Below are 22,975 nucleotides of genomic sequence, written 5' to 3' on the forward strand. Positions count from 1 at the left end.
AAACTGACAGTTATTTAGTGTTTAAGCAGATTAAACAGCAGTAATACTAGAAATGACACCCCCTTGTTTGTGGATGCGCTGGTATTCTTGGGAGAGTTTATCAAAAGGTACTAAATAAACTTTGTTGCTCCGACGGAATTTGGAAACACGATTGACCTTACCAGGAGAGCTATAACCAGTTACCTCGATACGGTAAACTTTTCCTTGATCACTAGCTCCCACACCTTGACGAGTACGAGATCCTGTAGGAGTATCTTGGAAAGACCAACCTTCTCCAGCACTACCACTAGAAGGAGGAATCACAGCTAGAGGGGTATCTTGGATCACATATTTGTTGAGAACTGGTTCTTTTCCTGATAGACTTCCTTTAAGGTCACTGCTAGAAGCTCCCCGTAACATAGCAAACATATGGGTGAAGCCCACCATTGTCTGTCCAGGTTGGGTTTTATAGCCTCGGTAGTAAGGAACAAAGAATTCCCCATAGGCGTTTTGGTATTCGTCGCTATCGAGGTAAGAATCGATTTCTGCTTCAAATCCTTGGGTATCTAAGATGGTGCTATGCGCTCTCATCTCTTCTAACCCGTCGGGGGTACGACCAAGAAAATGTTTAAAATTGAGTTCAATAAACCGATAGCGAGGACAAGAGTCAAAAAAGCGACTGCGGTAAAGATCAGATTTAGCCAAAGCACGCACAAACTCACGGACACTCAATTCTCCCCGTTTTAATTGGGATTCAGGAATACTAGCCCGTTCGCTTTCCATTACATAGGCATTGCCTAAAATTTGACGGTAGATAGCGCGGATAACGGTTTCTACTTCTTCTGCTGAACTCCCTGGTATTAGTTCTACTGGGGGGGTCTCTTCAAACAAACTGACTCCTAATTGAGAGGCAGGTCCAAAAACCATTGATGTAAGTCTCCTCGTGTTTTTATAGTTTATTTAGCTCTACTTATATAACTTTTTGGGTTTTCTTTATTTAAATAAATGTAAACACTCAATAAATCTTAAAATATAGGTTAATTACAGAGAAGCCTTCAGTATAAAATAATTATTGGTATTTTATCGGGGATAACAGATATGAACTCTACTCCAGACTCTACATCGATCAGTTTACAAGAAACTCAAGAGAATAAGAAACCAGTGACTGCACAAGATTTAGCAGAAGTCATTGAAGAATTTGAAAAATATCGGGAGCGACTCGTCTCCGAAATGGAAACAACGGCCAAACGAGCTAAAATGCCTAAGAATGCAGCAATGGCTCAAATAAAACCTCAACTAGACCAAATTGACGCAACACTCTCAAGTCTTCGTCAACAGCAAGCTTCAGGTTGAGATTCCCCGGATTAAAAGCATAGGGTTCTCAACAAAATTATTCATATTAGTAGGGGTCAACGGCCGTTGACCCCTACTTTAGTTGATTCTGTGTCCTTTGATTCGACATCCCACCCCTCCCCTTTCTTGGAGACTCTTATGTGCTGCATCTTTAGGACTGAAAATTACTTTTTTCACTACTTTCCACTCTTCAACCATCAAAGTTTGAAACTTTTCCTCCTGCTCTTGTGGCCCTCCGTTGGTGATGTAATAGTTAAATCCATCCTTTCCCTCTACAAACTCACCATTGAAGAAGTTATAAAGCAGATTATTTTCTAGTTTGTCTCGTCTGACTTCTAAACCAGCAGTTTCTAAATCTTTTGTAGCTTCTTTCTCTAGTTGACATTGTAACTTCAGTTTGGCCGCCATTTTTTCCGTTGTTAAACAAGGGGCTATTTCTGCCATTTCCATTGCATCTTTAAGACTCTCCCTACTATCGTTGACAATAACCACACCATTTCCTATAAACAGCATACCCATGTCCAGATGAAATTGTCCTGGTTGTTCGACACAAATAACCTGCTGAATACCTTCTAAGCCAAAATCTTCACAGATAATTCTCCTCACATCGTCGTCATTCAGTTGATATATATGAGCAGTTGCTCCGATCGCATCTTTGCCAACGATAATCACTGGTTGGCCTGTTTTATCTTCTCCTGTAATCATATTCCCTCCTTCTATATATGCTCTAAGGTGACAAATATTTTGTCCCTTAACTTGTGTCGCACACTCTCGCTCCAATCCTACTTTGACTGTGTTAACACTTATCCCGAGAGGAATCCATAAGAGATCATCTCGTAGTGCCTCTTCCAAGTTCTCAGGGTCAATTTTTCCTGTCCATCGATGTCTTCTGCTTTCTGTCATTGCCCATTGCAGAAGTTGCTCATCGAATGGGTAAAGTATAGCTGTTCGTCCATTTTCTAAGTATTCCACACCGTCTTCTGCCCACTTCCAGACAGGTTTCTGGCTTTCTATTATGGTGTAATTGAGTAACTGATATTCATCTTTGACTAATTCCTTTTCAATATCCCCCCGACTTTTTTCGTTAGTCAAGATTTCTAGTTGTAATCCTAATTCTGCAACTGTCCTAGCAAAGAACTTCAAGTGAGCAATTTCTGTTTCAATCAGTTCATCTGTCTGATTTCGGGTATAAGTCATCTGCAAAACTTGTATTCTGCCATTTGGGGTCTTCTTATAGGGTAGTGCCTTCCCTGTATCAACACTGGGGAGAAGTTCCCTAATATTTTGCTGAATTAACCTGATGTCTCGTCCGTTGGGATGAGCTTCACTTGTCATATTTCTGAGCTTTTTGTGCAGTCCATCTAACAACTGCTCCTTGGCTGTTTGTGTTTGATAACGGCTCAAGTTTTCTTCCATTAAAATCAAACTCCATATATTGTTGCCAAAATGTATTTTCTCATAGCAGTTTTCATTTCAATAGACCTAATTATCTCAATCAAAATTACCCCCACACTCCCCACCCTTCGCACACTTGACACACTTCCCACACTCCCGAAATTGAAGACCAAAATCAAGGTCTGAGTTTCAGAATATTACAAAATGTGACTTTCTTTTGCACAAATGAGACAGAAGAAACCTTTAGCCTTTATTCTTTTTCTTGAGTTGGTTAGTCAAAAACAACCAAAAGGTTGACTAAGCAATTTCAAAAACTAACTTTTGTCTAATCGATTAAAGGAGAACTCAATGCTTGATGCTTTTTCAAAAGCTGTAGTTTCAGCAGATGCCAGCACTTCCCCCGTAGCTGATATTGATGCCCTCAAAGCTTTCGTTGCTAGTGGTAACAGACGTTTAGATGCTGTTAACGCTATTGCTAGTAATGCAAGCTGCATGGTTTCCGATGCTGTTGCTGGAATGATCTGCGAAAACCAAGGTTTAATCCAAGCCGGTGGTAACTGCTATCCTAACCGTCGCATGGCTGCTTGCTTACGCGATGCTGAAATCATCTTACGCTATGTAACCTATGCCCTATTAGCTGGTGATGCTTCTGTTCTTGATGATCGTTGTTTAAATGGTCTTAAAGAAACCTATGCAGCTCTTGGTGTTCCTTCTACCTCCACCGTGCGTGCTGTTCAAATCATGAAAGCTCAAGCTGCTGCTCACATCCAAGATACTCCTAGTGAAGGCCGTGCAGGTGCTAAATTACGTATTATGGGCGCTCCTGTAGTAGAAGATCGTTGCGCTAGCTTAGTTGCTGAAGCTTCTAGCTATTTTGATCGCGTAATTTCTGTTCTGAGCTAGTTTGATTAACCGAAAAGATTTAATCAACCAAGAAATTCAAAAATAGTCAAAACCACTAATAGGAGATCATTAAGAAATGAAATCAGTTGTTACCACCGTTGTTGCTGCTGCTGATGCGGCAGGTCGTTTTCCTAGCACCTCAGATTTAGAATCTGTACAAGGTTCTATCCAACGTGCTGCTGCTCGTTTAGAAGCTGCTGAAAAATTAGGCGCTAATCTTGATGCTGTTGCTAAAGAAGCTTATGATGCTTGTATTGCAAAGTATCCTTACTTGAACAACACAGGTGAAGCTAACTCCACCGAAACCTTCAAAACTAAGTGTGCTCGTGACATCAAGCACTATATGCGTCTTATCCAATATTGCTTAGTTGTTGGTGGTACAGGTCCTCTTGACGAATGGGGTATTGCTGGTCAACGTGAAGTTTATCGCGCTTTAAGCTTACCTACCGCTCCTTACGTTGAAGCTCTTAGCTTTGCTCGTAACCGTGGTTGCGCTCCTCGTGATATGTCTGCTCAAGCATTAGTTGAGTACAACGCACTTCTTGACTACGCTATCAACTCCTTGTCCTAGTCTCTTAATCGATAGATAATATCGTCACATTCGTGACGGGATACATTATACAACCGCAAGTCTAGAGATTCTTCGCTCTTTTGCCATTCCTAATGGGGTTAGGTAATAGCCAAGGATTTCTAGACTTGCTACTATTTTGATAATAAGTAATAGCTGCACAATCAAGAGATTGGCAGCGTCATTTCATTTATCATTTATCATTCGTTTGGAAGTAGACTTGAAACCTCTCCCAAACTTCTTTCTCCTTTTAGGGAGAGGCTTGAAACCAAAATGAAAGATGAAAGATGAAAGATGAAAGATGTTTGGTCAAGTTAAAAAAGAAATTGCTGATTGTTATTATTCGGTTTCCTTGTGCATACGTTCAAGTTGAGAAATGGCTAATTTTATGATTGGTTGAATTGTTGTTGTTGATTCAGAGTTTAAGGCTTTTTGTAAGGGTTCTAAAGCCGTGATATCGCCAATTTTCATTAGAGATAATGCTGCTGATTTTCTGGTTTCATCATCAACATGATCTAGTAATTCAACAAGGGTAGGAATCGCGGGTTGATAAGTCAGGTTTCCTAGCACTGCTGCTGTTTCACAACGTACATTCGAGTCAGAATCATTGAGAGAATTAACCAGGATAGCCAATAAATCTTGATCCGGTTCTTCAGCAACTACTTTTGCGATCGCTCCGACAACAGCACCACGAACCACTGGAGAGTCATTATCAATGGCCTGTTCTAAATATTGTTTACCTTTTACCCCAATAAATGATAATGCCCAAGCTGCATGACCTTTCGCACTTTCTGGAATATCTGGGGAACCTAAAATATCTAGTAAAGGAATAACTCCTGCTTCTCCCATTCTCGCCAATGCTCCTACAGATGACCCTTGAACCACGGTATCTTCATCATTGAGGAAAGAATGAACTAACTGGGGAATAGTGTCAGGATCAGCAATCAGAGTTAAGGTTTTAGCTGAAGCCCTTCTGACAACGACGTTTGAATGATTAGCTAAAGCATCTAACAAAAAAGGAGTTGCTGGTTGACCAATTTCTCCGAGGGTTTGTGCAGCCCTAAGTCGAGTCATACCCCGTGTATCCCCTAAACATTCGACCAGAGACTTCAAAAGATTCTCATCATTACTGTTGAAAGTTTTGAGGCTGATTTCTTCAAGAACCTTCTCAAGTAAGTTATCTGTTTGTTCCTGAGTTAATACCATTGAATAACACCTTTTCTTTGACGGTTAAATATTCCTCAAGTGAACTACCACACACTCATCATATCGGATAGAGTGTGGGCTTCCTACCCAATCGGCCGCTTTCTACTGCAAGCAATAGCGAGTCTTACGCCAAGGCCATAGGCTATCCCCCTTGTCCCAAAGGTTCAAAGTTCTTTAATTACTATGCTTTTGATCACAGCTTCTGCAAGTCCACTGTGGAGGGTCGGGTTCAGCAAGATACGTCCTTCTTTCCTCTCTCGCCCGAATCATAAACCCAAGTCATTACCTTGTAGACCTATCAAGCGATGTGTTTATTTTAGATTAGTTTGCTGCGTTTGTCATTCCTCAACTAAAAAGTGAATTGTATAACACCATCAAGGCTTTTTATATTAAGATTTGATCTCGCAACTTTTGGACAAACTTAATTAATTTTTGCTCTCAAGATCAAGGTATAATTATAAGTCAGCTACACTTTGCCATAAAATTTATGGATAAACGATTTTTTAACATCTTCAATCTGACAGAAGACCAAGCAATCGCCCTTTTGGATACACCTCAAGACCAGATTAAAGAAAATGATTCTCGCTACATCGCTGCATCTCATTTGATTAACTTTCCCACAGAACAAGCGATCGATGCTTTAATACGGGCCGTACAAAATAACGATCCCACTCTCGATAATCGCATTGTCCGTCGCAAGTCGGTGGAAACTCTAGGAAGACTCGAAGCAAAACAAGCTTTAGATGTTATTCACACCTGTTTAAATGATGATGACCGCTATACAGTAGAAAATGCTGTTTGGGCAGTGGGAGAAATTGGTACGAGTGATGTAAATATTCTTGAAGATATTGCTAAATTGCTTGACAAACCTGGGCAAACTCATCGCGTTATTATCCACACTCTAACTAAGTTAAATTATGAACCGGCCTTGGAGCGAATTCGCCAATTTGTAAATGATCTTGACCCTCTTGTTGCTAGTGCTGCCATTACTTCGGTTTGCCGTTTTAGCAAGGATTATTCTCAGATGGGGAAAGTAATAGCCATGTTGCAGCACAAAAATGTCTTAGCAAGGCGGCTATCTATTCAAGATTTGATCGATTCTCGTTACTATAATGCCATTCCCAATATAGCCCGATGTCCTGTTTCGTTGGTGTTTCGTTTACGAGGTATTCGGATGTTAGCAGAAACGGGTATTCCTAGCAAAGAAATCACATTTGAAATGATTCAAGCGCCTTTAGAGCAAACCCTACGAGATCATCCCGATGATTTGGGTTTAGTTCATAGCTATGAGACAACCCCAGATTTAACGGTTTTAGTACGAACCTTATACGAAACCGATTTTGGAAAATGTTATCTTGCGAGTAAAACGATTCTTGACCATTATGCAGACACTGCCCCATCTGCTCTCTTGGCCAATTATAAAGAAGAGGCTTATGGTGATTATGGAGCGCACTTTCATGTCGTCAAACTATTAGGGTGGTTGAAATATGCTCCGGCCTATGATTTACTACTGGAAGCTTTACATAATCTTCAACCTCAATTTCAAAAATCACGGGCTGCTGCTGCGATCGCATTAGGGGAACTGGGGGAAACAAAAGCTATTCCAGTTCTAAAAGCTACCCTCTCTGAAAAAAACTGGGTTTTAAAATACACTGCATTAATGGCACTGGAAAAACTTGGTTGCAGGGATGGTCATGAAATCGCACTCAATGACTCTGACTGGTTGATTCGGGCAAAAGCCTTGACCTAAAACTCCCAGTCATTAATTAAGGGAAATAAGTAGTCGCAGATAAATAAAGCTCACTGTGTAAGTATTTGTAAGCATAGCTATAACCCTACTTCTGCCTCCTGCCTTCTGCCTCTTCTCAACTGTAACGTTTATTTTTGTCGAGGTACTTACTATGACCACAGATTCTTTATTTGACAGATTAAAACACCCTAACCCCCATTTGCGAGAACAGGCAATGTTGGAAATTGCCGAGTCTCGGGATGAAAATACTATTCCTCGTCTGATGAGTATTTTGGATGAAGAAGACACAACTTATCGTCGGGCAGCCGTCAAAACATTAGGGGTAATTGGGGCCGATGTTGTCCCATCGGTTGTTGAAGCGTTGCTGCATAGTGACAATGTAACTGTACGAGGAAGTGCAGCTAAAGCATTGGCCCAGATTGCTGTTAATTATCCCAATTTACCCTTTCCTGAAGCTGGTTTACAGGGATTAAAGGCTGCTATCAATGATCCTAACCCTGTGGTTCATATTGCATCAGTCATGGCCTTGGGTCAAATGGGTTCGGCTGCATACGACATTTTAGTGGAGTCGCTGAAAACAACGGATAATGTGGCGGTACAAGTGGCCATTGTTAATGCACTCGCCTCAATTGGAGATCAGAGGTGTGCTGAAGTCCTGACAACATTTGCCAATGATGAATCAGTAGATTCCTATGTACGCGAATCAGCTACAAGTGCTTTATCCCGTTTGGATTTAGTGATCAACTTTAACGCTAAGCGGACATAATCAAACTTTTGAGGAAATCCCAGTCTGGTTTAGTGGCTGGTTTTCCACCGCCTTCTTGGAGAAGTTTGAGATATTTAGCCAATAAAGCTTGCATAGAAGGTGTTCTATATTGAGGGGTAATTTGTTCTAAGGCTTGTAGCCAATCTTTTTCAGTGGGAACTTGGTCTAAGTCTGCAATATAAATTGTTTCTTTGACCAGTTTATCCAATTCTGCGCCGGAAAATCCAGAGGTTCTATCCACTAAAAACTCAAAATCAATTGCTTCAATATTCGCTAATCGATAAAATTCTGAACGTTTTTGTAATATTTCTAGTCTTTCATTTGCATTAGGTGGCATAACAATAAAAACCTCATCAAAACGACCCGCTCTAAATAATTCTGGGGGAAGTTGTTCTCTATTATTGGATGTAGCAATAAAAAAGATCGGATATTGGTGATCATTTAACCATGCCAAAAATGTCCCAAACTGTCGAGTGGAAACCCCAGAACTATCACCCCCAACCCCGGAAAAAGCCTTTTCAATTTCATCCATAAAAAGAATATTCGGTGCAGAGGCTTCAATTGCTCTTAATGCTTGATAAGTATTACTTTCTGATTCCCCTATCCATTTGGATTGTAAGCGAGAAATTTCAAAATTGATTTGAGGAACACGCCATTGTTGAGCGATCGCTTTGGCAATAAAGGATTTTCCACAACCTGGAAATCCCTCTAAAAGAATGGCACGGGGACGCATTTCTGGTCTAATATCCTGTTCAAACCAAGAATAACGGCTTTGTACCCAAGTTTTTATTTCTTCTAAGCCCCCCACATCCCTCAATCCCTCTCCTTGGGGTGCATAATATTCCAAAACCCCTGTTTTTCTAATTTCTTGTTTTTTCACTTCTAAGAGTAATTTTCCTGCTTCTTGAGAACTTGACCACAAATCCCGCGCAGTAATCAATTTAGCGGTTTGAGCAGCGGCTTGTTGGGAAATTCCTTGGGCTTGTTCGGCTAATCTTTCGGCAGCTTCTTCTATCACCCCATAACGATTCACGGCAAATTTAAAGACATTTTGATAGAGTTCTTTGCCAATGGGTAATTCTAAATCCAAAATATGAACGTTATTGCGTAAAATGGTGGGAATTGACCAATCAGAAGCGACGATAATCAAGGTCATTTTTGGACGAGGTCGTTTTTGCTCAATATCAATGACTAATTCTTTGAGTTGTCGGGCGGTTAAATCCGCATCAGGCTGGATAAATGCTGGCCAATCGGGCAAAATATAAGTATATTTATTATCACTATTCTTGTTTGCTTCTTGTAACTGTCCTCGCAAGGTTGCCAAGGCTTGTAAAATAGGGTCTTGGTCGGGCCTGGGTGTTCCACCGATTTGGGTCCATGCGGCGATATCTGGGTTATTGTCTTGAACTGTGCGTTTTTGAAAACCTTCTATACTACTCCAACGAGCAATTACCCCTTGGTCAAGTTTGGGGTTAGCTTGAATCAACCCGAGATGAGCATCGATCGCACATTTGATGGCACGACTTTCTTCAGAAGACCGCAGAAAAATCAACGGATATTCAGCATCCAATAATTCTTGTAATTCTCGTTGACATTTATTGTAAGGTAGTTCCATTCTCGTCAATTTGTCCTAAAAATCAGGTTCATTGGTGGCGGTTTCATAGGAAACAGTGGGTTCTTGGGTTTCTTCTGATTGGGTATTATTTTCTTGATCATCAATAGGTTGGTCAGAAGAACGGGGTTCTATCTCATCAGATGGCGGAGTTGGAGGGCGAGGTGTAGGTTTCTTCGGTTTAAAGATGATTGTTGGTTCAGAATCATCCTGTTGAAAATTTTCAGCTTGATTATTGTTGTCACCCAAAGAATCAACTATTGGCGTTTTTGTAAAATCGGGTTGAGGAATTCTCGGACGGGGTTTGGGAGTAACCGGAGTTGAGGATGAGGGGGGAGAAGTAACAGGAGAGGAATATGTATTAGTCCCAGAGACTGAGTTCGGCATTGCACTGGGCAAATCTAATTCTACCGTAATGGAACGACGATTAAGTTTAATATTTTGGATAATGTCTGCAATCAGTTTTTTTAATAAGGGGTCGGTCAGGTTTCTTAGGGTTTGTTTCTCAATTTCTTCTTTAATAGGTGATACATTTTTTTCTTGTTTGAAATAATCTTCGGGATAATCTTCTTGATTTCCTAAATCAAGAGTAATAGGAATTCTTTTTTTTCCCGCATTGGGGATGGCAATAGTGATTTTATACTGAGTCATAAAACTATGTTTTTTTAGCTGGATTTTTTATATAGCAGTTCCCATACTTGTAAGGTACAAAGGTTATTGTTTGGAGGCAGGAGGCAGAGGGAAACCTACCCCTAACCCCTCCCAGGAGGGGAACAGAATTGGAATGTACCTCACTCGTTGCGAGATACGCTATAAGTTAGTCTGGTCTGTTAGATAAGATTGAGATTGTGCCACTAAGAATTTACTCCACTGAAGAAATCCTAAATAACCCCCAGAACCAAGTATTACTGTTGCGGCTAAAATACGAAGTCTTTGAGCAAGGGGAAGAGATTCATAAACATAGTTGTTCATTCGATAGGTGACTTTTTGGGATTCAATATTGTCTAAACCTCGTGAATCAGAATCCAGTACGACATAAGTAGTGTGTTGACTTCCTCGATCTCCATCTGGTTGTTGAAAACGGATTTCATATTCTCTTAGAGTAGTTAAAAAGGTTCTTAGACTCTTAATGACTTCCCTGGGATCGCCTGGAAAACGATGAATTCCGGCTAGGGTTATATCGGCAATTTCTTTGAGACGCGGTTCATCGACAATAAATTGATCGATAATATTTTTACTTTGATCATATAATTTACAGTTCTTTAAAACACTATCAACCGTTGGATTATTGCCACTTACTGAACAGTTTGTGCGATCGCGGAGTTGATAAAGTCTTTCTCCGTACCCCATTGTATGAACAGAAATTTCAGGATATTTCTCCATTAATGCCTTTAAATCATTAAATCGTTGATTTTCGTTACTCCGAAAGACATCAAAGCCATCAGAGAAGAGAATCACCCCCAAGCGAGGGGGAATTGCTTCTTTATCTGGGGATTTTTGGGGATTAGGACTGTCAGTATTTTGATTGGCTAAATTTTCTATATTTTCCGAGTTACTTAAATAGCGAATTGCTTCTGAAAGGGGTTGATAAATATTAGTAGCAGCACAGACTTCAACCTTTGCTAATTCTGTTAATTTGTTCTTAGTCTTGGTATAGGGAGCGGATTCAAATTTGTTTCCAATAACTCTATCTGTAACAGGATAAGTGTTAGCACATTTTTCGCCAATGCCAAAGGGAACTAGAGCAATCTGCACAGGTAATTTTTCTTCTTGAATTTGAGTTAAAAAATCTTGTAGTCCATTAGTTGCACCTTTTAGCTTAACTGTTCCCCCCAAATCGGGATGTTTCATACTGCCACTCATATCTAACAAGACAATTAAATAACTGGGATCAGGTTTGGTTTGTTCGGAGGAAATAAGCTGCATATCATCAGGAGAAACCTGTATGGGTTTGCCGTTTTTATCGGTGGTTTCCACGACAAAATCTTCAGCTTTTAAACCTTGAAGGGGAACCCTTTCGTCATTAACAACTTTAAACCGTAAAACAACTTCATTATCGACAATATATTGACGAGTAATTTCTACCTTATTCGCAAGGGCAGATAGGGGGGTTAATCCTAGTAAGATAGCACTTAGGGGAATAATTTGCTTAAGGATTTTCATTTTACGCTCTCGGTTCATAGAATTGGTTATAAAAGACAAAACGGTAGTATTTTTCATCTTCGGATGACTCCTCATCTGTCTCATGGTAAAAGGTTAAGATTTGATTATGTCTTAAGGGTTCTTCTGCACCATCGGATAGTCTTGCCCCTTGAATCTGAACCATATTGTCTTGTTGAGGACATATTTTCACACCATCTTCATCAATAATCAATTCTGCGGTCTCTTCGGGAACACCGGGGAGATAAATATGGGCATTTTTTCCAGAACCAATGATAATCGGTTTTTCTAAGGTTTTCGGCAAGGGAATGGATAAGCCTTCCTGAATTACATTTTTGCGTTCAAATTTAGCAGGTGCAAATTTTAGCTCAGGATGGTTAATTCTTGGTTTCGGCCTCTGTAATGACTCCGATGACTCTTTTTTCGGGTCTATGGTTTCAAAGCCTTCTCCTGCTCTCAATGCTATTTTATAGGTAGGATTAGCAGCAAAATTGATACATATTCCTAAAGCAATACCTAAAATGATAAATCCCAGTGGATCTTCACCTCCCCCTAAGTCAACAATAATCCGAATCAATTCTACTAATACTGCTGCTATAATTCCGGCTAATAATCCAAGTGAGGTGGCTTTCTTGATACGATTAAGAGTTTTTTTCTTGGATTGTCCAATAGCTTCTTTATCTAGGTAATACCAGCTTAATCCTTCGGCTAATCCTGTTGCTGTCCCCAGAATACTCCAACCAACCAAGCGCACAAAACTATCAGAAATGGTAGTTTGATACAGAACCCATGAGATAGTAGCAGCAAGTAATCCGGCGAACCAACCAATTGCCAAGGCTATTTTGACATAACGGGGTAAAGTTCGCTTATTCGATCGTCCGTGGGTGGGGTTGCTGAGAAATATCGTTGCTACGATCATGGAAACAGTGAGACAAGGGGCAAGAATAGGTAATAAAATAAAGTCGGGACGAAAGGGTAAGGTTTCTTCTTGCATGACAAACTTAACCCCGTCAATAAAAAACAAGCTGGTAGACCAACCTATTAAACAGGAAAAAACACCAGAGATTAGGTATAGGGTAATTCTCACTGTAATTAATACACTCCTATTCTTGCGCTCACTAGGATTTTTGATTATCTCCTATCGCTGAAGATAGTAAAAAAACAGAATGGGGTCAGCTATGGTGGTGCAAAAATTTGTTAGCACATTTTTGTACTTTTAAACTGTCATTCTGAGGAACGAAGAATCTTCATAACCTCCCCATGATATATCTATCAATCTATGAAGGAGCAAATATTAAATATGAATTTAATAATTTTCTGTTATAGCAATCAGAAATGATAACTGATTGCTATTAGAGTTTAGAATTACCTGGATTTTCTGGAATTACGTCTTTTGAATTGGACTGGGAGCAGAGATAAAAGCCAATTTTTAATACTTTCTTTTATATTTTTTAGCCACAATTGGGTTAAACCAGACCGCTTTTGGCTTTTATTAAGGGGAATAATGGTTTTTAATTCACAACGTTGATAAATATCTTGGGGAACTTCTCCTAAACTAAGTTGATAGAATAAAGAAGCTAAGATATATTGTTGATTTAATACAAAAAGTTCGGCTAAAAATTTATATTTTTTGTATATATTTTTTTGTTCATAACTTCTGATTTCATTAATATCTTGAATCACCCATTGAGACAAACCACCTTTTTCTGATGATGTATTTGATGACATAATATTATGTAATAATTTCTCTCCATATTTGGAGAACTTTTCTTGCCAAAGACTGCCAGGATTGAGTAACAACCATTTAATCCATTCTTTGATAAGGGTGGATTTTTTTCTATTATTTGCTTCAGGGTCAATAGCAAGCATTAATAACTGTTCTACAAGATTAGTACAATTTGAATTTAAGTAATCTTCTGCTTGTTTTAGTTGATATTTTTGGATAGTTCTGATAAATTCTTCTTGAATAATAATTAACTCTTGTCTATTTTTTTTATTCTCTTTTTTTGCTAACCATTTAATGTGATCGTCAAGTTTTTCTACAGGCATTAATAAGAGTAACATAGCTCGATAGCGAATTCCACCAGTATCTTGATAATTTTCTAAGACAATGTTATCTAAAATTGCTGGCCATGGCCAGTCATAGTTATCTTCCACTTCTAATTGTTCAGCGATTAAAGTCAAATTAGACTCAAGGTTACTATTTTTAGCGATATTATTTAAAGCATTTTTTAGGGACGATTTTGGTTTATACATTTCTCTTTCAGAGTTAGGTATAACTCGCTGAATAGGGGTAAAACTTTTATTATTAGTTATTATCCATTGATAAGAAAATTGATCCGCACAACAAATTAAATTGAAGCTTTCAGGACAATCTAAAGAGGTAACATTCCATGCCCAACTAATAGGAATATTATAGTCTTGTTTTAATTTTTTTGCTAATTCATGAATTTCTTGAACAGTAGGAAGTTGTCCTTGCTGACAATTTTCTCCATCAAAAATAAAAGGTCTTTCCTGAATATATTGATAAAAATTATTGATCCATTGTGAACTTATTTTACTATTTTGTGTTGTTGAATATTGTTTATTTGGTGATAACTCACCCCAAGGTTTTTTGTCTTTACGCCATTTATTTAATAATTCACTTAAAACATCTTCACTTAAAACATCTTCACTATCATTTTTTTTCTCTTTCCAGTAATATTTATAAGCTACTAATGGTCTATTTCCATCATCAATCGCTAAGGTTGCAGCAGCTAAAACGGCATAATCACCAATTTCTCTACCAATCAAGACAATATCATCTTTTAAAGGAGGATAATTATCATTTATACGGAATTTTTCTTGATTTACTGCGTCTCGAATAGTTTTCGGAACCTCTATATCATAATTAGCAATTTCTTTATTAAACCCTTCTGTTACATAACGTTGGTTTTTATTAGACCATCTAATCCCTGTAAAGTTCCGAGAAAAATGATGAATTTGTGATGATGAGGTAGTAACCATATTATTAATACTTAAGTATTGTTATAAATGGAAAAAAGTAAATAATCGTACTGTTTTTTTAAGGTAATAAGACAGTTTATCATGATAAGCAGGACGTGCCAACAGACAATTTTGTTGCAAACTGCTAAAAAAGATATTAAGTTAGGACAAAAACTTTATAGCAATACAAACATTAGTTAGGACATTTTCTATCCCCTTAACTGTCATTCCGAGGGATGATAAATCTCTTTAATTTCCTAATCAAAATGCGTATTGCTATAGGAATAAGGAATGATTTATGAGATATATTTTTTCTTATCTGTTTACTGTTTTCTATTTACTGTTCCCTTATATTCACACTTAATTCTCACAACTGATCACTGATTACTATATATCAGTAAATGATTCAATTTAAACAACAATTACAGGAGTCAAAACAATTACAAAATCTAAACCAATAGAGATCACTATTAATAAAACAGAAATGAAGGTAAAAATTCATCAATATTTTATGTTATTAATTAGCTGGCTTAGTTTTCAATTTATCGATACATTGTAAATAGGTAACTGGTTCATTTTTACAGTTTTCTAACTCAGTGAGCTTTTCTTCAGACTCGCGTGAATTTTGACGAAACTGAAGGATAGATTCCAGAACAATTGCAGTTTCTTTAACTTGTTTATCCTTGATCATTATATACAAAATATTCCAAGTTTCTTGATCTAAATTTCCTGTTGCTAGAAGTTTATAGTGCAGTTTAAATTTTTTAATAGCGTCTGAAGTATTTTTATCCCATGTATTAGTTGATAGTTTAATTTGAGAAAATCCTAATGATTGTAAAAAAGGTTGAATCATAGCTGATAATTGTTTAACATTTTCATTAACTGTTGGATTTTCTGCGGATGCTTTAGTAACAGTCATTTCTGCTAAAATTTCTTGACTTAATTTTTGTTCAATTTTTGGAGTTAAAGAAGAAATGTAAGGATAAGCATTTATTTTTTCAAGTTGATCTTTTCGCTGTTCAATAAATGCTTTTTGTAATTCTTTTGCTGTCTGCGCTTTCTTATCTTTTGGGAAGTATTGAAGCTTAGGAATTCCAGTATTTGTATCATTAATTTTGCGAATATCCTGTATTAATGAATCTTTAATTTGTGCGGTGTTTCTCTCAGAAACTCTTGCTTGAGATAGCTGTCTATAATAATCAAATTTATCCGAAAAGGGTTGAGTTTCTTCTACAGTAAAGCTAGGACTAGAACTTAGAAAAAAGCGATCAACTACAAAACTTCCTCCTACACCAATTCCTAAAAAGAGTAACCCTACAAAAAAATTTCTTGTAATTATACTGAAGGGATTAGTAGAAAAGCTATTATCATCAATAGGAGTTTCTAAGTTACTATTATTTAAAGTTTCTTCTGCCTCGGGACTTTTTTTTTCTAGCGTAAGTTCTATAATTTCATAAAAATTGCTACATTTATTATAAATTACTTGAGGAACATACCCTAAACTTAACTGACTAAAAAGTGCTGCTAAATTATAGCATCGAGCAGAGTAAAATATTTCCGCTATGTCTTGATACTTAGTAAATTTTTGGGATGATTGAGTTTGATTTATACCCATTAATTCGTTATTAGCATCAAAAAGACTTGTTGTTAGTTTTGGTGGATAATTTACATTTTTATTTCGTTTTTGTTGTTCATAAGCAATTAAATCTTTGATTACTTGTTTACAGAAGTCATCAATCTTGTTATTATCATTAACAGTTTTAATACTTTTATTAGCGTTATACTTATAGTATTCGTTAAGCCAAGAAATCAAATTATTTTCATATCCTCCTAAATATATTTGAAAATGATATGCATTCAACTGATTTTTTTGATTGGAATCATCAACTAGAATTGTTTTTACTGCTCTGGAAAATTCTTGTGATGGAGTGGATGATATGATTTCTAAACATAGCTGATTAATGATATTATAAATATTTCGGGTGAGTCTTTGATACGATTCGTCAGAAAGATATTTATCACAAAAGTATAAAAACCTTTGCATTGTTGTCACAGCAACTTTTGCAGTATCGTGTGCTGAAAATGAGAATCCTTGTGTTGGAATTCGACCTCTAAACGTTGGTTGAGATGAAGTTGATTGAGGAATCATTCTAGGAATCAAATCACTTATATTAACGTTTATTCTTCCAGAAGTGGTTTGCTTAAAAACGTTATTGGGATTGAGAAGTAAAATGATAAGTTTAAAATAAATTTTCTGATTTTCATCTAGTTTATTAACATAGGAAGTACCATCAATTAATTGTTCATAATCCCATGTTGTACTATCTCCTGTTTCTAAACTATGATAAAGATTTGGACTATCATCATATTGTAATTTTTTATTTCTTTGGGCAATTTTAATCAGTTCTTTGGATAATTTTTTATAAAGAGAAAGAGGAACAGGAAAAGGACGAGGAACTAATTTTTGAGAAGATGAATCCCATTTTTGTTGTAGATCAAAATTCTTTTCATTTGCACAACAAATTAAAGTAAAATTAGATGTTTCATCCATCACTGAGGTATTCCATGACCAAGCGATATCTGCATTTTCGTATTTATTATTTAATTGTAAAGCTAAAGCATGAATTCCCCAATAATTAGGTAAGATAACACTATCATTTTTGTGAATTGAGAAAATATAAGGTTTTTCCTCAATTTGATTAGTATCTAAATTTTTATTGGTTTGTTTCTGATAAGATTTAATTTGTTGTTGAAACGGTTCAGAATATTTTTTATCAATGGGGGTTGCTTGATAAAAATCTTCTCCATTTTCTGTTAGTTCGTTTTCATATTCTGCCCAAGGTTTAATTTCACAATATGGTTTGTCTTTCTCTTCCCACCATTTTAGTAATGTTGCGACTCCATCAAAATTATAGGTATCAGCATTTTCTAGCCAAAAATAACGATAACAAATGAGGGGACGACTGGCATAATCAACTCCTTTACTAGCAACTGCTAAAATAGAATATTGACTAATTTCTCTAGCAATTAAAGATATTTCTCCAGATTCAAGGGGATAATTATCATTAATTCGTAGCTTATTTTCAGTAATTGCTTTTTCAATTTCTGGGGGAACCTTTTCCGTACGAAATCCAATCTCTTTATGAAAACCACCAGCCACATATTTTTTGTGTTTGTCTGACCATTTAGGTTCATCAAATTTACGGGAAAATTCATTAATTGTGATTAGATTACTCATTATTTTTACCTCTATTTATTGGGTTGAACAATAAAAATTAATCAACATTTTATGTTATTAATTAGCTGGCTTATTTTTCAATTTATCGATACATTTTAAATAGGTAACTGGGTCTTTTTTGCAGTTTTCTAGTTTAGTTACTTTTTCTTCAAATTCGGATGAAGTTTGACTAAACTTAAGGATATATTCCAGAACAATTGCAGTTTCTCGAACTTGTTTATCTTTGATCATTATATACAAAATATCCCAAGTTGCTTGATCTAAATCTCCTGTTTCTTTAAGTTTATAGTGCTGTTTAAATTTTTTAATAGCGTCTGAGGTTCCTTGATCCCATGTATTAGTTAGTGGCTTAATTGTATAAAATCCTAATGATTGTAAAACAGGTTGAATCGTAGCTGATAATTGTTTAACATTTTCATTAACTGTTGCATTATCTGCGGATGCTTTAGCAACAGTCATTTCTGCTAAAATTTCTTCGCTTAATTCTTCGTCAATTTGTGGAGTTAAAGAGGCAATGTCAGGATAAGCACCTATGTTTTTTATTCTAGCTTTTCGTTGTTCAATAAATGCTTTTTGTAAGTCTTTTGCTGTCTGTGCTTGTTTATCTGTTGGGAATTTTTGAAGCTTAGGAATTCCAGTATTTTGATCATTAATTTTGCTAATATCCTTTAGCAATGAATCGTTAACTTGTGTCATGGTTCTTGGATAATAACCTTGTTGAGATAGCTCTCTATAATACTCAAATTTCTCCGAAAATGGGTCAGCTTCGTCCACAGTAAAACTAGGACTAGAACTAAAAGAAAGGCGATTAATAAAAAAAATTCCTCCTGCACCAATTCCTAACAAAAGCAGGAATACAAAAAAATTTCTTATCATTCTCGGGAGGGAATTAGGAGTATCAGGTTTACCAGAAAAGTTATTATCATTAATAGGATTTTCTGAGTTCCTATTATCTATCTTTTCATCTGTTTTTAGATTTTTTTTTTCTGGCTCAATTTCTTCTGGAGTAAGTTCTATAATTTCAACAAAATCGCTACATTCACTATAAATTATTTGAGGAACATACCCTAACTTTAGCTGATAAAAAAGTGCTGCTAAATTATAGCATTGAGCAGAATAAAATATTTTAGCTATTTCTTGATATGCACTAAATTTTTGGGATAGTTGAGTTTTGGTTGTACCTGTTTTATTGTGCATCTGTAAGTCAGACTCTTCGGGTTCTTTCTTAGGTGATTCTATTGATTGGTCATCAGTAGGAAAAAGACTTGGTGTGACTTCTGGTGCATAAGATGGATTTTCATTTCGTTTTTGTTGTTCATAAGAAATTAAATCTTTGATTACTTGTTTACAGAAGTCATCAATATTCTTATTGTTCTGAACGCTTTCAAGATTCCTATTAGTTTCATTATTATAATATTCGGTAAGCCAACGAATTAATTTATTTTCATATCCTTTTAAATATATTTTAAAATGATATACACTCGGTTTATCTTTCTCCTTGGAATCATCAACTAGAATTTTTTCGATTGCTTGGAAACGTTCTTTTGATACAGAAGATGATATAATCTCTAACAATAGCTGATTAATAATTTCATAAACATGTCGGGTGAGTCTTTGATAAGATTCGTAAGAAAGATATTGATGACAAAAGTATAAAAACTTTCGCATTGTTATGATAGCAATTCTTGTTTGAGGAATTACAGGTTCTAATTTTTTATCTGTGAATTTTTGAAATGAAATTCGGCCTCGCGAATTAGGCTGTGGTTGATTTGATCGAGGAATAATGCTACTAATAAAATCCCTTATATTAATGTCTATTATCCCAGAATCGTTTTGTTTAGTAACCCCCTTGGGATTGAGGAGTAAAATAATAATTTCAAAATAAAGTTGCTGATCTCTATCTAGTTTCCTATAATAAGAAGTCACATCAATTAATTGTTGATAATCCCATGTTGTACTATCTCCTGTTTCTAAACTCTTATAAAGATTTGGAATATGATCCTTGTCTAATTGTTCATTGATTTTAGCAATTTTAAGAAATTCTTGTTTCAAGACGGTATAAGGAAGGTATTGAGAAGTATCATTAACCGCTTTCTTAGCTACTTTTTTCTCTTTTTCACTCCTCTTTTTTAAATTTTTATAAGACGAACAAAATGTCTTTGTTGTTTGTATATCATAATAAATTAACTTATTTTGATTATTTTTATCTGCACAACAAACTAAAGTAAAACTAGATGCTTGATCCATCACTGAGGTATTCCATGACCAAGCGATATCTGCATTTTCATATTTATTATTAAGTTGTAAAGCTAAAGCATGAAGCCCCCAATAATTAGGTAGGATACTATCACCTTTTTCGTAAATTGAAAAAATAGAAGGTTTGGTAACAATCTCATTAGCATCTAAATTGTTCTTCGTTTGTTTTTGATGATTTTTAATTTGTTGTTTAAACTGTTCAGAATATTTTTTATAAATTGCAGTTGCTAGATAAAAATCTTCTCCATTTTTTTCTATTTCTTCTTCATATTCTGCCCAAGGTTTAATTTCACAATAAGGTTTACCTTTCTCTTCCCACCATTTTAGTAATGTTGCGACTCCATCAAAATCATCAGTATCAGCATTTTCTAGCCAAAAATAACGATAACAAGCAAGTGGACGACCTCCATCATCAGAACCATTAGTGGCAACTGCTAAAATAGAATATTGACTAATCTCTCTAGCAATTAAAGCTTTTTTGCCAAACTCAAGGGGATAATTATCATTAATTCGTAGCTGTTCTTCACTAATTGCTTTTGCAATTTCTAGGGGAACCTTTCCCTTGCTAAATCCAATTTCCTTGTTAAACCCCCCACTCACATATTTTTTTAGTTTCTCTGAAAATTTAGGTTCATCAAATTTACGGGAAAATTCATTAATTATAATTTTAGTTGAATCACTCATGTTGTTTTTCCTCTCATAAAAGGTGTTTAATCAATTTTTGTACAATAGGGCATGATAATAGTGCAAAATTTCTCCTCCTGTTCCCCTCCTGGGAGGGGTTAGGGGTGGGTCGGGGTTAGGGGTGGGTAGAGTTAGGGTTGGGTCGAGTTAGCGGTGCGTTAACTTCTGACTTCGTTAACATAAACATATAACTATATATTCTCTTGAATGTTAATCATACCTGTTTATTTAATGTAACCGGCGGTCTTCTTTACCTGTATGTAACCAATAAATCGGTGAAACTAAGCCAAAAGGTCGCCAAAATTTTGGTCTATTAATGACTCCAACCTTTGCACCATTTCCCCCTTGAGTTTCACGAAAATTGGGTTTAGGGGGGTTGCCTTTCATGCCAAAGGCAGAACAAAAAAAGTATTTAATAGGACATCTCCATTGTCTAGACCACCTGGTGATAGTTCTCTGAGTTTGGGGAAATTTTTTCCCCAAAAATTGATTGATATCATTACGATATAACCAAACTGTTGCTTGTTCTGCTTTAGAAAAAGCAATAGCAATTCGATAACGATTTAATGGTCTATCTTGTGCGGTTAATCGCAAACTTAATTCATTTTGTAAAATAGTCAATGCTTGAGCATAATTACGATCTTCTTTATGATTTGTCCCATCTATCATTAATAATAAACCAGGAGCTATTGCACAATCATCTAAATAAGGTTCTAAAAGTTCTGGTCGGTTTCCTCCTCGTAGTTGCTCAAACAGTTCTCCCGGATAATCTTTACAAGTAATATTCAATCGTTTATCTCCCCTGCCAAAACGGTTTTGTAGGCGAATGGAGAGGCTATAAGATGGTGGCATTTCGTTAGGGTCCAGGGGTAAAAGACTACCGGCCATTTGGTTTCCCGTTTCGAGAATATCTTGTGCATAGCGAATTAGTCTTCCTGTCTCATCATCAAGGGGATCAACTGCTTCGATGGGACTATTTTCGGGTGCATTTGGCCAATGGACGAGGGCTGCTAAATAGGTTGTTTTCCCTGACGTTCGTGCGCCTATGAGCCTAAATTCGTTACTTCCTTGTATTTCTTGGGTTGTTCGTCCAAAACGATTAAACATTGTTCTGTTGCATAAATAATAGACAAAAAATCAGGATTAAAATTCCTATTCCTCAATGCGCTTACCTGTTGCTAACCAGTACAGGGGAGGAATTAAACCGTAGGGATACCATTGATCGCCATTCCTCAAAAAAGCGTTATATTCATGTAGACTGCCATCATCAGGAGTATAACGATTAGGACGGGGATCAAAACTCCAACGGGAATCTCCTAATACCCCAAAAGAAGAACAGGCAAAGAATTGTAATCTTTTCGGGCCGAATTTATCGGTTAAATAATTATAAGTTTTTGGCAATCTGACCTGAAATAAGTCTAAATCAGGGTCTTTCCGCCCTGTCCAAAGTTCGCCCCGTTCACATTTAGCCATCACCACTGCGATTTTGAGATTTTTTAAAGCAGGTTGTATCTCTTGTGCATTTGTAATTTCCTCACAAAGTTTTTTAAAAGCAGGATAGTATTGTTGTTGATCTCGTCCGGGTTGCCAGTCAGTCATCATCACCATCCATCCTGTTACAGAGAATAGGTCATCAAACCATAACTCGATGCCAGCAGGTGGGCTAGGATGAGCTATCTTCTCAAAAAACTCTCCTGGAAAGTCCCTTGCACTTAACTCTAAGTTAAGAGAAGGTCCGTATGCTGTTTTGGGGATCGTCAGTTGAAAATCATAGTAGGGTAACTTTTGAATTTGTTCGGTTAAATTGTCGTCATAAAGACGTGTCCCTGCTAATTGCGCTCCGTTTTTAAGGATATCCCCTGCTAATCGCACCAGTTTCTCTGCATCCTCACTGTAAGGAGTGAATTTTAAGCCCGGGTATTTTTCCCTCAAACCCTTGGGACAATAGGCTAAAGTAGCGAGGTAAGTAGTTTTTCCTGAGCCTCGTGGTCCGATCATGCGTATTTCAGAGCCTTTTTGCTGTTTAGGGGATTTAATCATTGGCAAGATACGCTCCTAAATAAATCCAAGGTAATTCCAGTAAAATAGGGCTTTGAGTGGAGGTATAGCAATAGACAGGC

17 protein-coding genes are annotated in these 22,975 nt (G+C 36.6%); 5 read left to right on the forward strand and 12 right to left on the reverse strand.

Going from position 1 to position 22,975, the window contains the following annotated elements:
- Nucleotides 1-30: 30 nt before the first annotated feature.
- Nucleotides 31-906 carry a phycobilisome linker polypeptide gene (locus QNJ66_RS04135; protein ID WP_300503296.1) on the reverse strand — a complete coding sequence of 292 codons (876 nt, stop codon included), beginning with the start codon at nt 904-906 and terminating at the stop codon, nt 31-33.
- Between the two features lie 171 nt (nt 907-1,077).
- Here QNJ66_RS04135 and QNJ66_RS04140 point away from each other — a divergent pair, with 171 nt between their 5' ends.
- The gene (locus tag QNJ66_RS04140; protein WP_300503298.1) at nt 1,078-1,332 is read left to right on the forward strand and encodes a hypothetical protein; all 255 of its coding nucleotides are present in this window, start codon (nt 1,078-1,080) and stop codon (nt 1,330-1,332) included.
- A gap of 78 nt (nt 1,333-1,410) precedes the next feature.
- Here the strand turns inward: QNJ66_RS04140 and QNJ66_RS04145 are convergent, their stop codons facing one another.
- A complete protein-coding gene (locus QNJ66_RS04145) occupies nt 1,411-2,748 on the reverse strand; it encodes a hypothetical protein (RefSeq protein ID WP_300503300.1) in 1,338 nt (445 codons plus the stop codon).
- Between the two features lie 327 nt (nt 2,749-3,075).
- On the opposite strand from QNJ66_RS04145, the gene cpeB reads away from it, so the two are divergent.
- Together cpeB and QNJ66_RS04155 are read left to right on the forward strand one after the other, a co-directional pair.
- Nucleotides 3,076-3,630, forward strand: a complete 555-nt coding sequence (gene cpeB, locus QNJ66_RS04150; protein ID WP_300503302.1) for a C-phycoerythrin subunit beta — start codon at nt 3,076-3,078, stop codon at nt 3,628-3,630.
- A 76-nt stretch (nt 3,631-3,706) separates the two neighbouring features.
- Complete coding sequence (locus tag QNJ66_RS04155; protein ID WP_300503304.1) at nt 3,707-4,201, forward strand: bleomycin hydrolase; 495 nt, start codon at nt 3,707-3,709, stop codon at nt 4,199-4,201.
- A gap of 336 nt (nt 4,202-4,537) precedes the next feature.
- Here the strand turns inward: QNJ66_RS04155 and QNJ66_RS04160 are convergent, their stop codons facing one another.
- On the reverse strand, nt 4,538-5,404 hold the full coding sequence (locus QNJ66_RS04160) for a HEAT repeat domain-containing protein (RefSeq protein WP_300503306.1): 867 nt from the start codon (nt 5,402-5,404) through the stop codon (nt 4,538-4,540).
- A 487-nt stretch (nt 5,405-5,891) separates the two neighbouring features.
- On the opposite strand from QNJ66_RS04160, the gene QNJ66_RS04165 reads away from it, so the two are divergent.
- Nucleotides 5,892-7,154 (forward strand): HEAT repeat domain-containing protein, encoded by a 1,263-nt coding sequence (locus QNJ66_RS04165; protein WP_300503308.1) that lies wholly within the window; start codon nt 5,892-5,894, stop codon nt 7,152-7,154.
- A 151-nt stretch (nt 7,155-7,305) separates the two neighbouring features.
- A complete protein-coding gene (locus tag QNJ66_RS04170; RefSeq protein WP_300503309.1) occupies nt 7,306-7,920 on the forward strand; it encodes a HEAT repeat domain-containing protein in 615 nt (204 codons plus the stop codon).
- Here QNJ66_RS04170 and QNJ66_RS04175 read toward each other — a convergent pair.
- From QNJ66_RS04175 to QNJ66_RS04215, 9 genes are all read right to left on the reverse strand, one after another.
- Nucleotides 7,907-9,535, reverse strand: coding sequence for an AAA family ATPase (locus QNJ66_RS04175; protein WP_300503312.1), 1,629 nt, complete (start codon nt 9,533-9,535; stop codon nt 7,907-7,909). The two genes, QNJ66_RS04170 and QNJ66_RS04175, sit on opposite strands and share 14 nt — an antisense overlap.
- A 15-nt stretch (nt 9,536-9,550) precedes the next feature.
- Nucleotides 9,551-10,183 carry a hypothetical protein gene (locus QNJ66_RS04180; protein ID WP_300503314.1) on the reverse strand — a complete coding sequence of 211 codons (633 nt, stop codon included), beginning with the start codon at nt 10,181-10,183 and terminating at the stop codon, nt 9,551-9,553.
- 159 nt (nt 10,184-10,342) lie between these two features.
- Entirely contained in the window at nt 10,343-11,752 is a 1,410-nt protein-coding gene (locus QNJ66_RS04185; protein ID WP_300503316.1) for a VWA domain-containing protein, read from the reverse strand.
- Nucleotides 11,697-12,686, reverse strand: a complete 990-nt coding sequence (locus QNJ66_RS04190; protein ID WP_300503318.1) for a hypothetical protein — start codon at nt 12,684-12,686, stop codon at nt 11,697-11,699. Before QNJ66_RS04190 ends, QNJ66_RS04185 begins: the two co-directional genes overlap by 56 nt.
- Nucleotides 12,687-13,057: 371 nt before the next feature.
- The gene (locus tag QNJ66_RS04195) at nt 13,058-14,698 is read right to left on the reverse strand and encodes a hypothetical protein (protein ID WP_300503320.1); all 1,641 of its coding nucleotides are present in this window, start codon (nt 14,696-14,698) and stop codon (nt 13,058-13,060) included.
- A 496-nt stretch (nt 14,699-15,194) separates the two neighbouring features.
- Complete coding sequence (locus QNJ66_RS04200; protein ID WP_300503322.1) at nt 15,195-17,915, reverse strand: peptidoglycan-binding domain-containing protein; 2,721 nt, start codon at nt 17,913-17,915, stop codon at nt 15,195-15,197.
- 57 nt (nt 17,916-17,972) lie between these two features.
- A complete protein-coding gene (locus QNJ66_RS04205; RefSeq protein ID WP_300503324.1) occupies nt 17,973-20,855 on the reverse strand; it encodes a peptidoglycan-binding domain-containing protein in 2,883 nt (960 codons plus the stop codon).
- Nucleotides 20,856-21,083: 228 nt separating this feature from the next.
- Nucleotides 21,084-21,962 carry a hypothetical protein gene (locus tag QNJ66_RS04210; RefSeq protein WP_300503326.1) on the reverse strand — a complete coding sequence of 293 codons (879 nt, stop codon included), beginning with the start codon at nt 21,960-21,962 and terminating at the stop codon, nt 21,084-21,086.
- Nucleotides 21,963-22,007: 45 nt separating this feature from the next.
- Nucleotides 22,008-22,895, reverse strand: coding sequence for a hypothetical protein (locus QNJ66_RS04215; protein WP_300503328.1), 888 nt, complete (start codon nt 22,893-22,895; stop codon nt 22,008-22,010).
- Between the last annotated feature and the right edge of the window lie 80 nt (nt 22,896-22,975).

This window comes from Crocosphaera sp. (genome assembly GCF_030064895.1).
Classification (GTDB): Bacteria; Cyanobacteriota; Cyanobacteriia; order Cyanobacteriales; family Microcystaceae; genus Crocosphaera.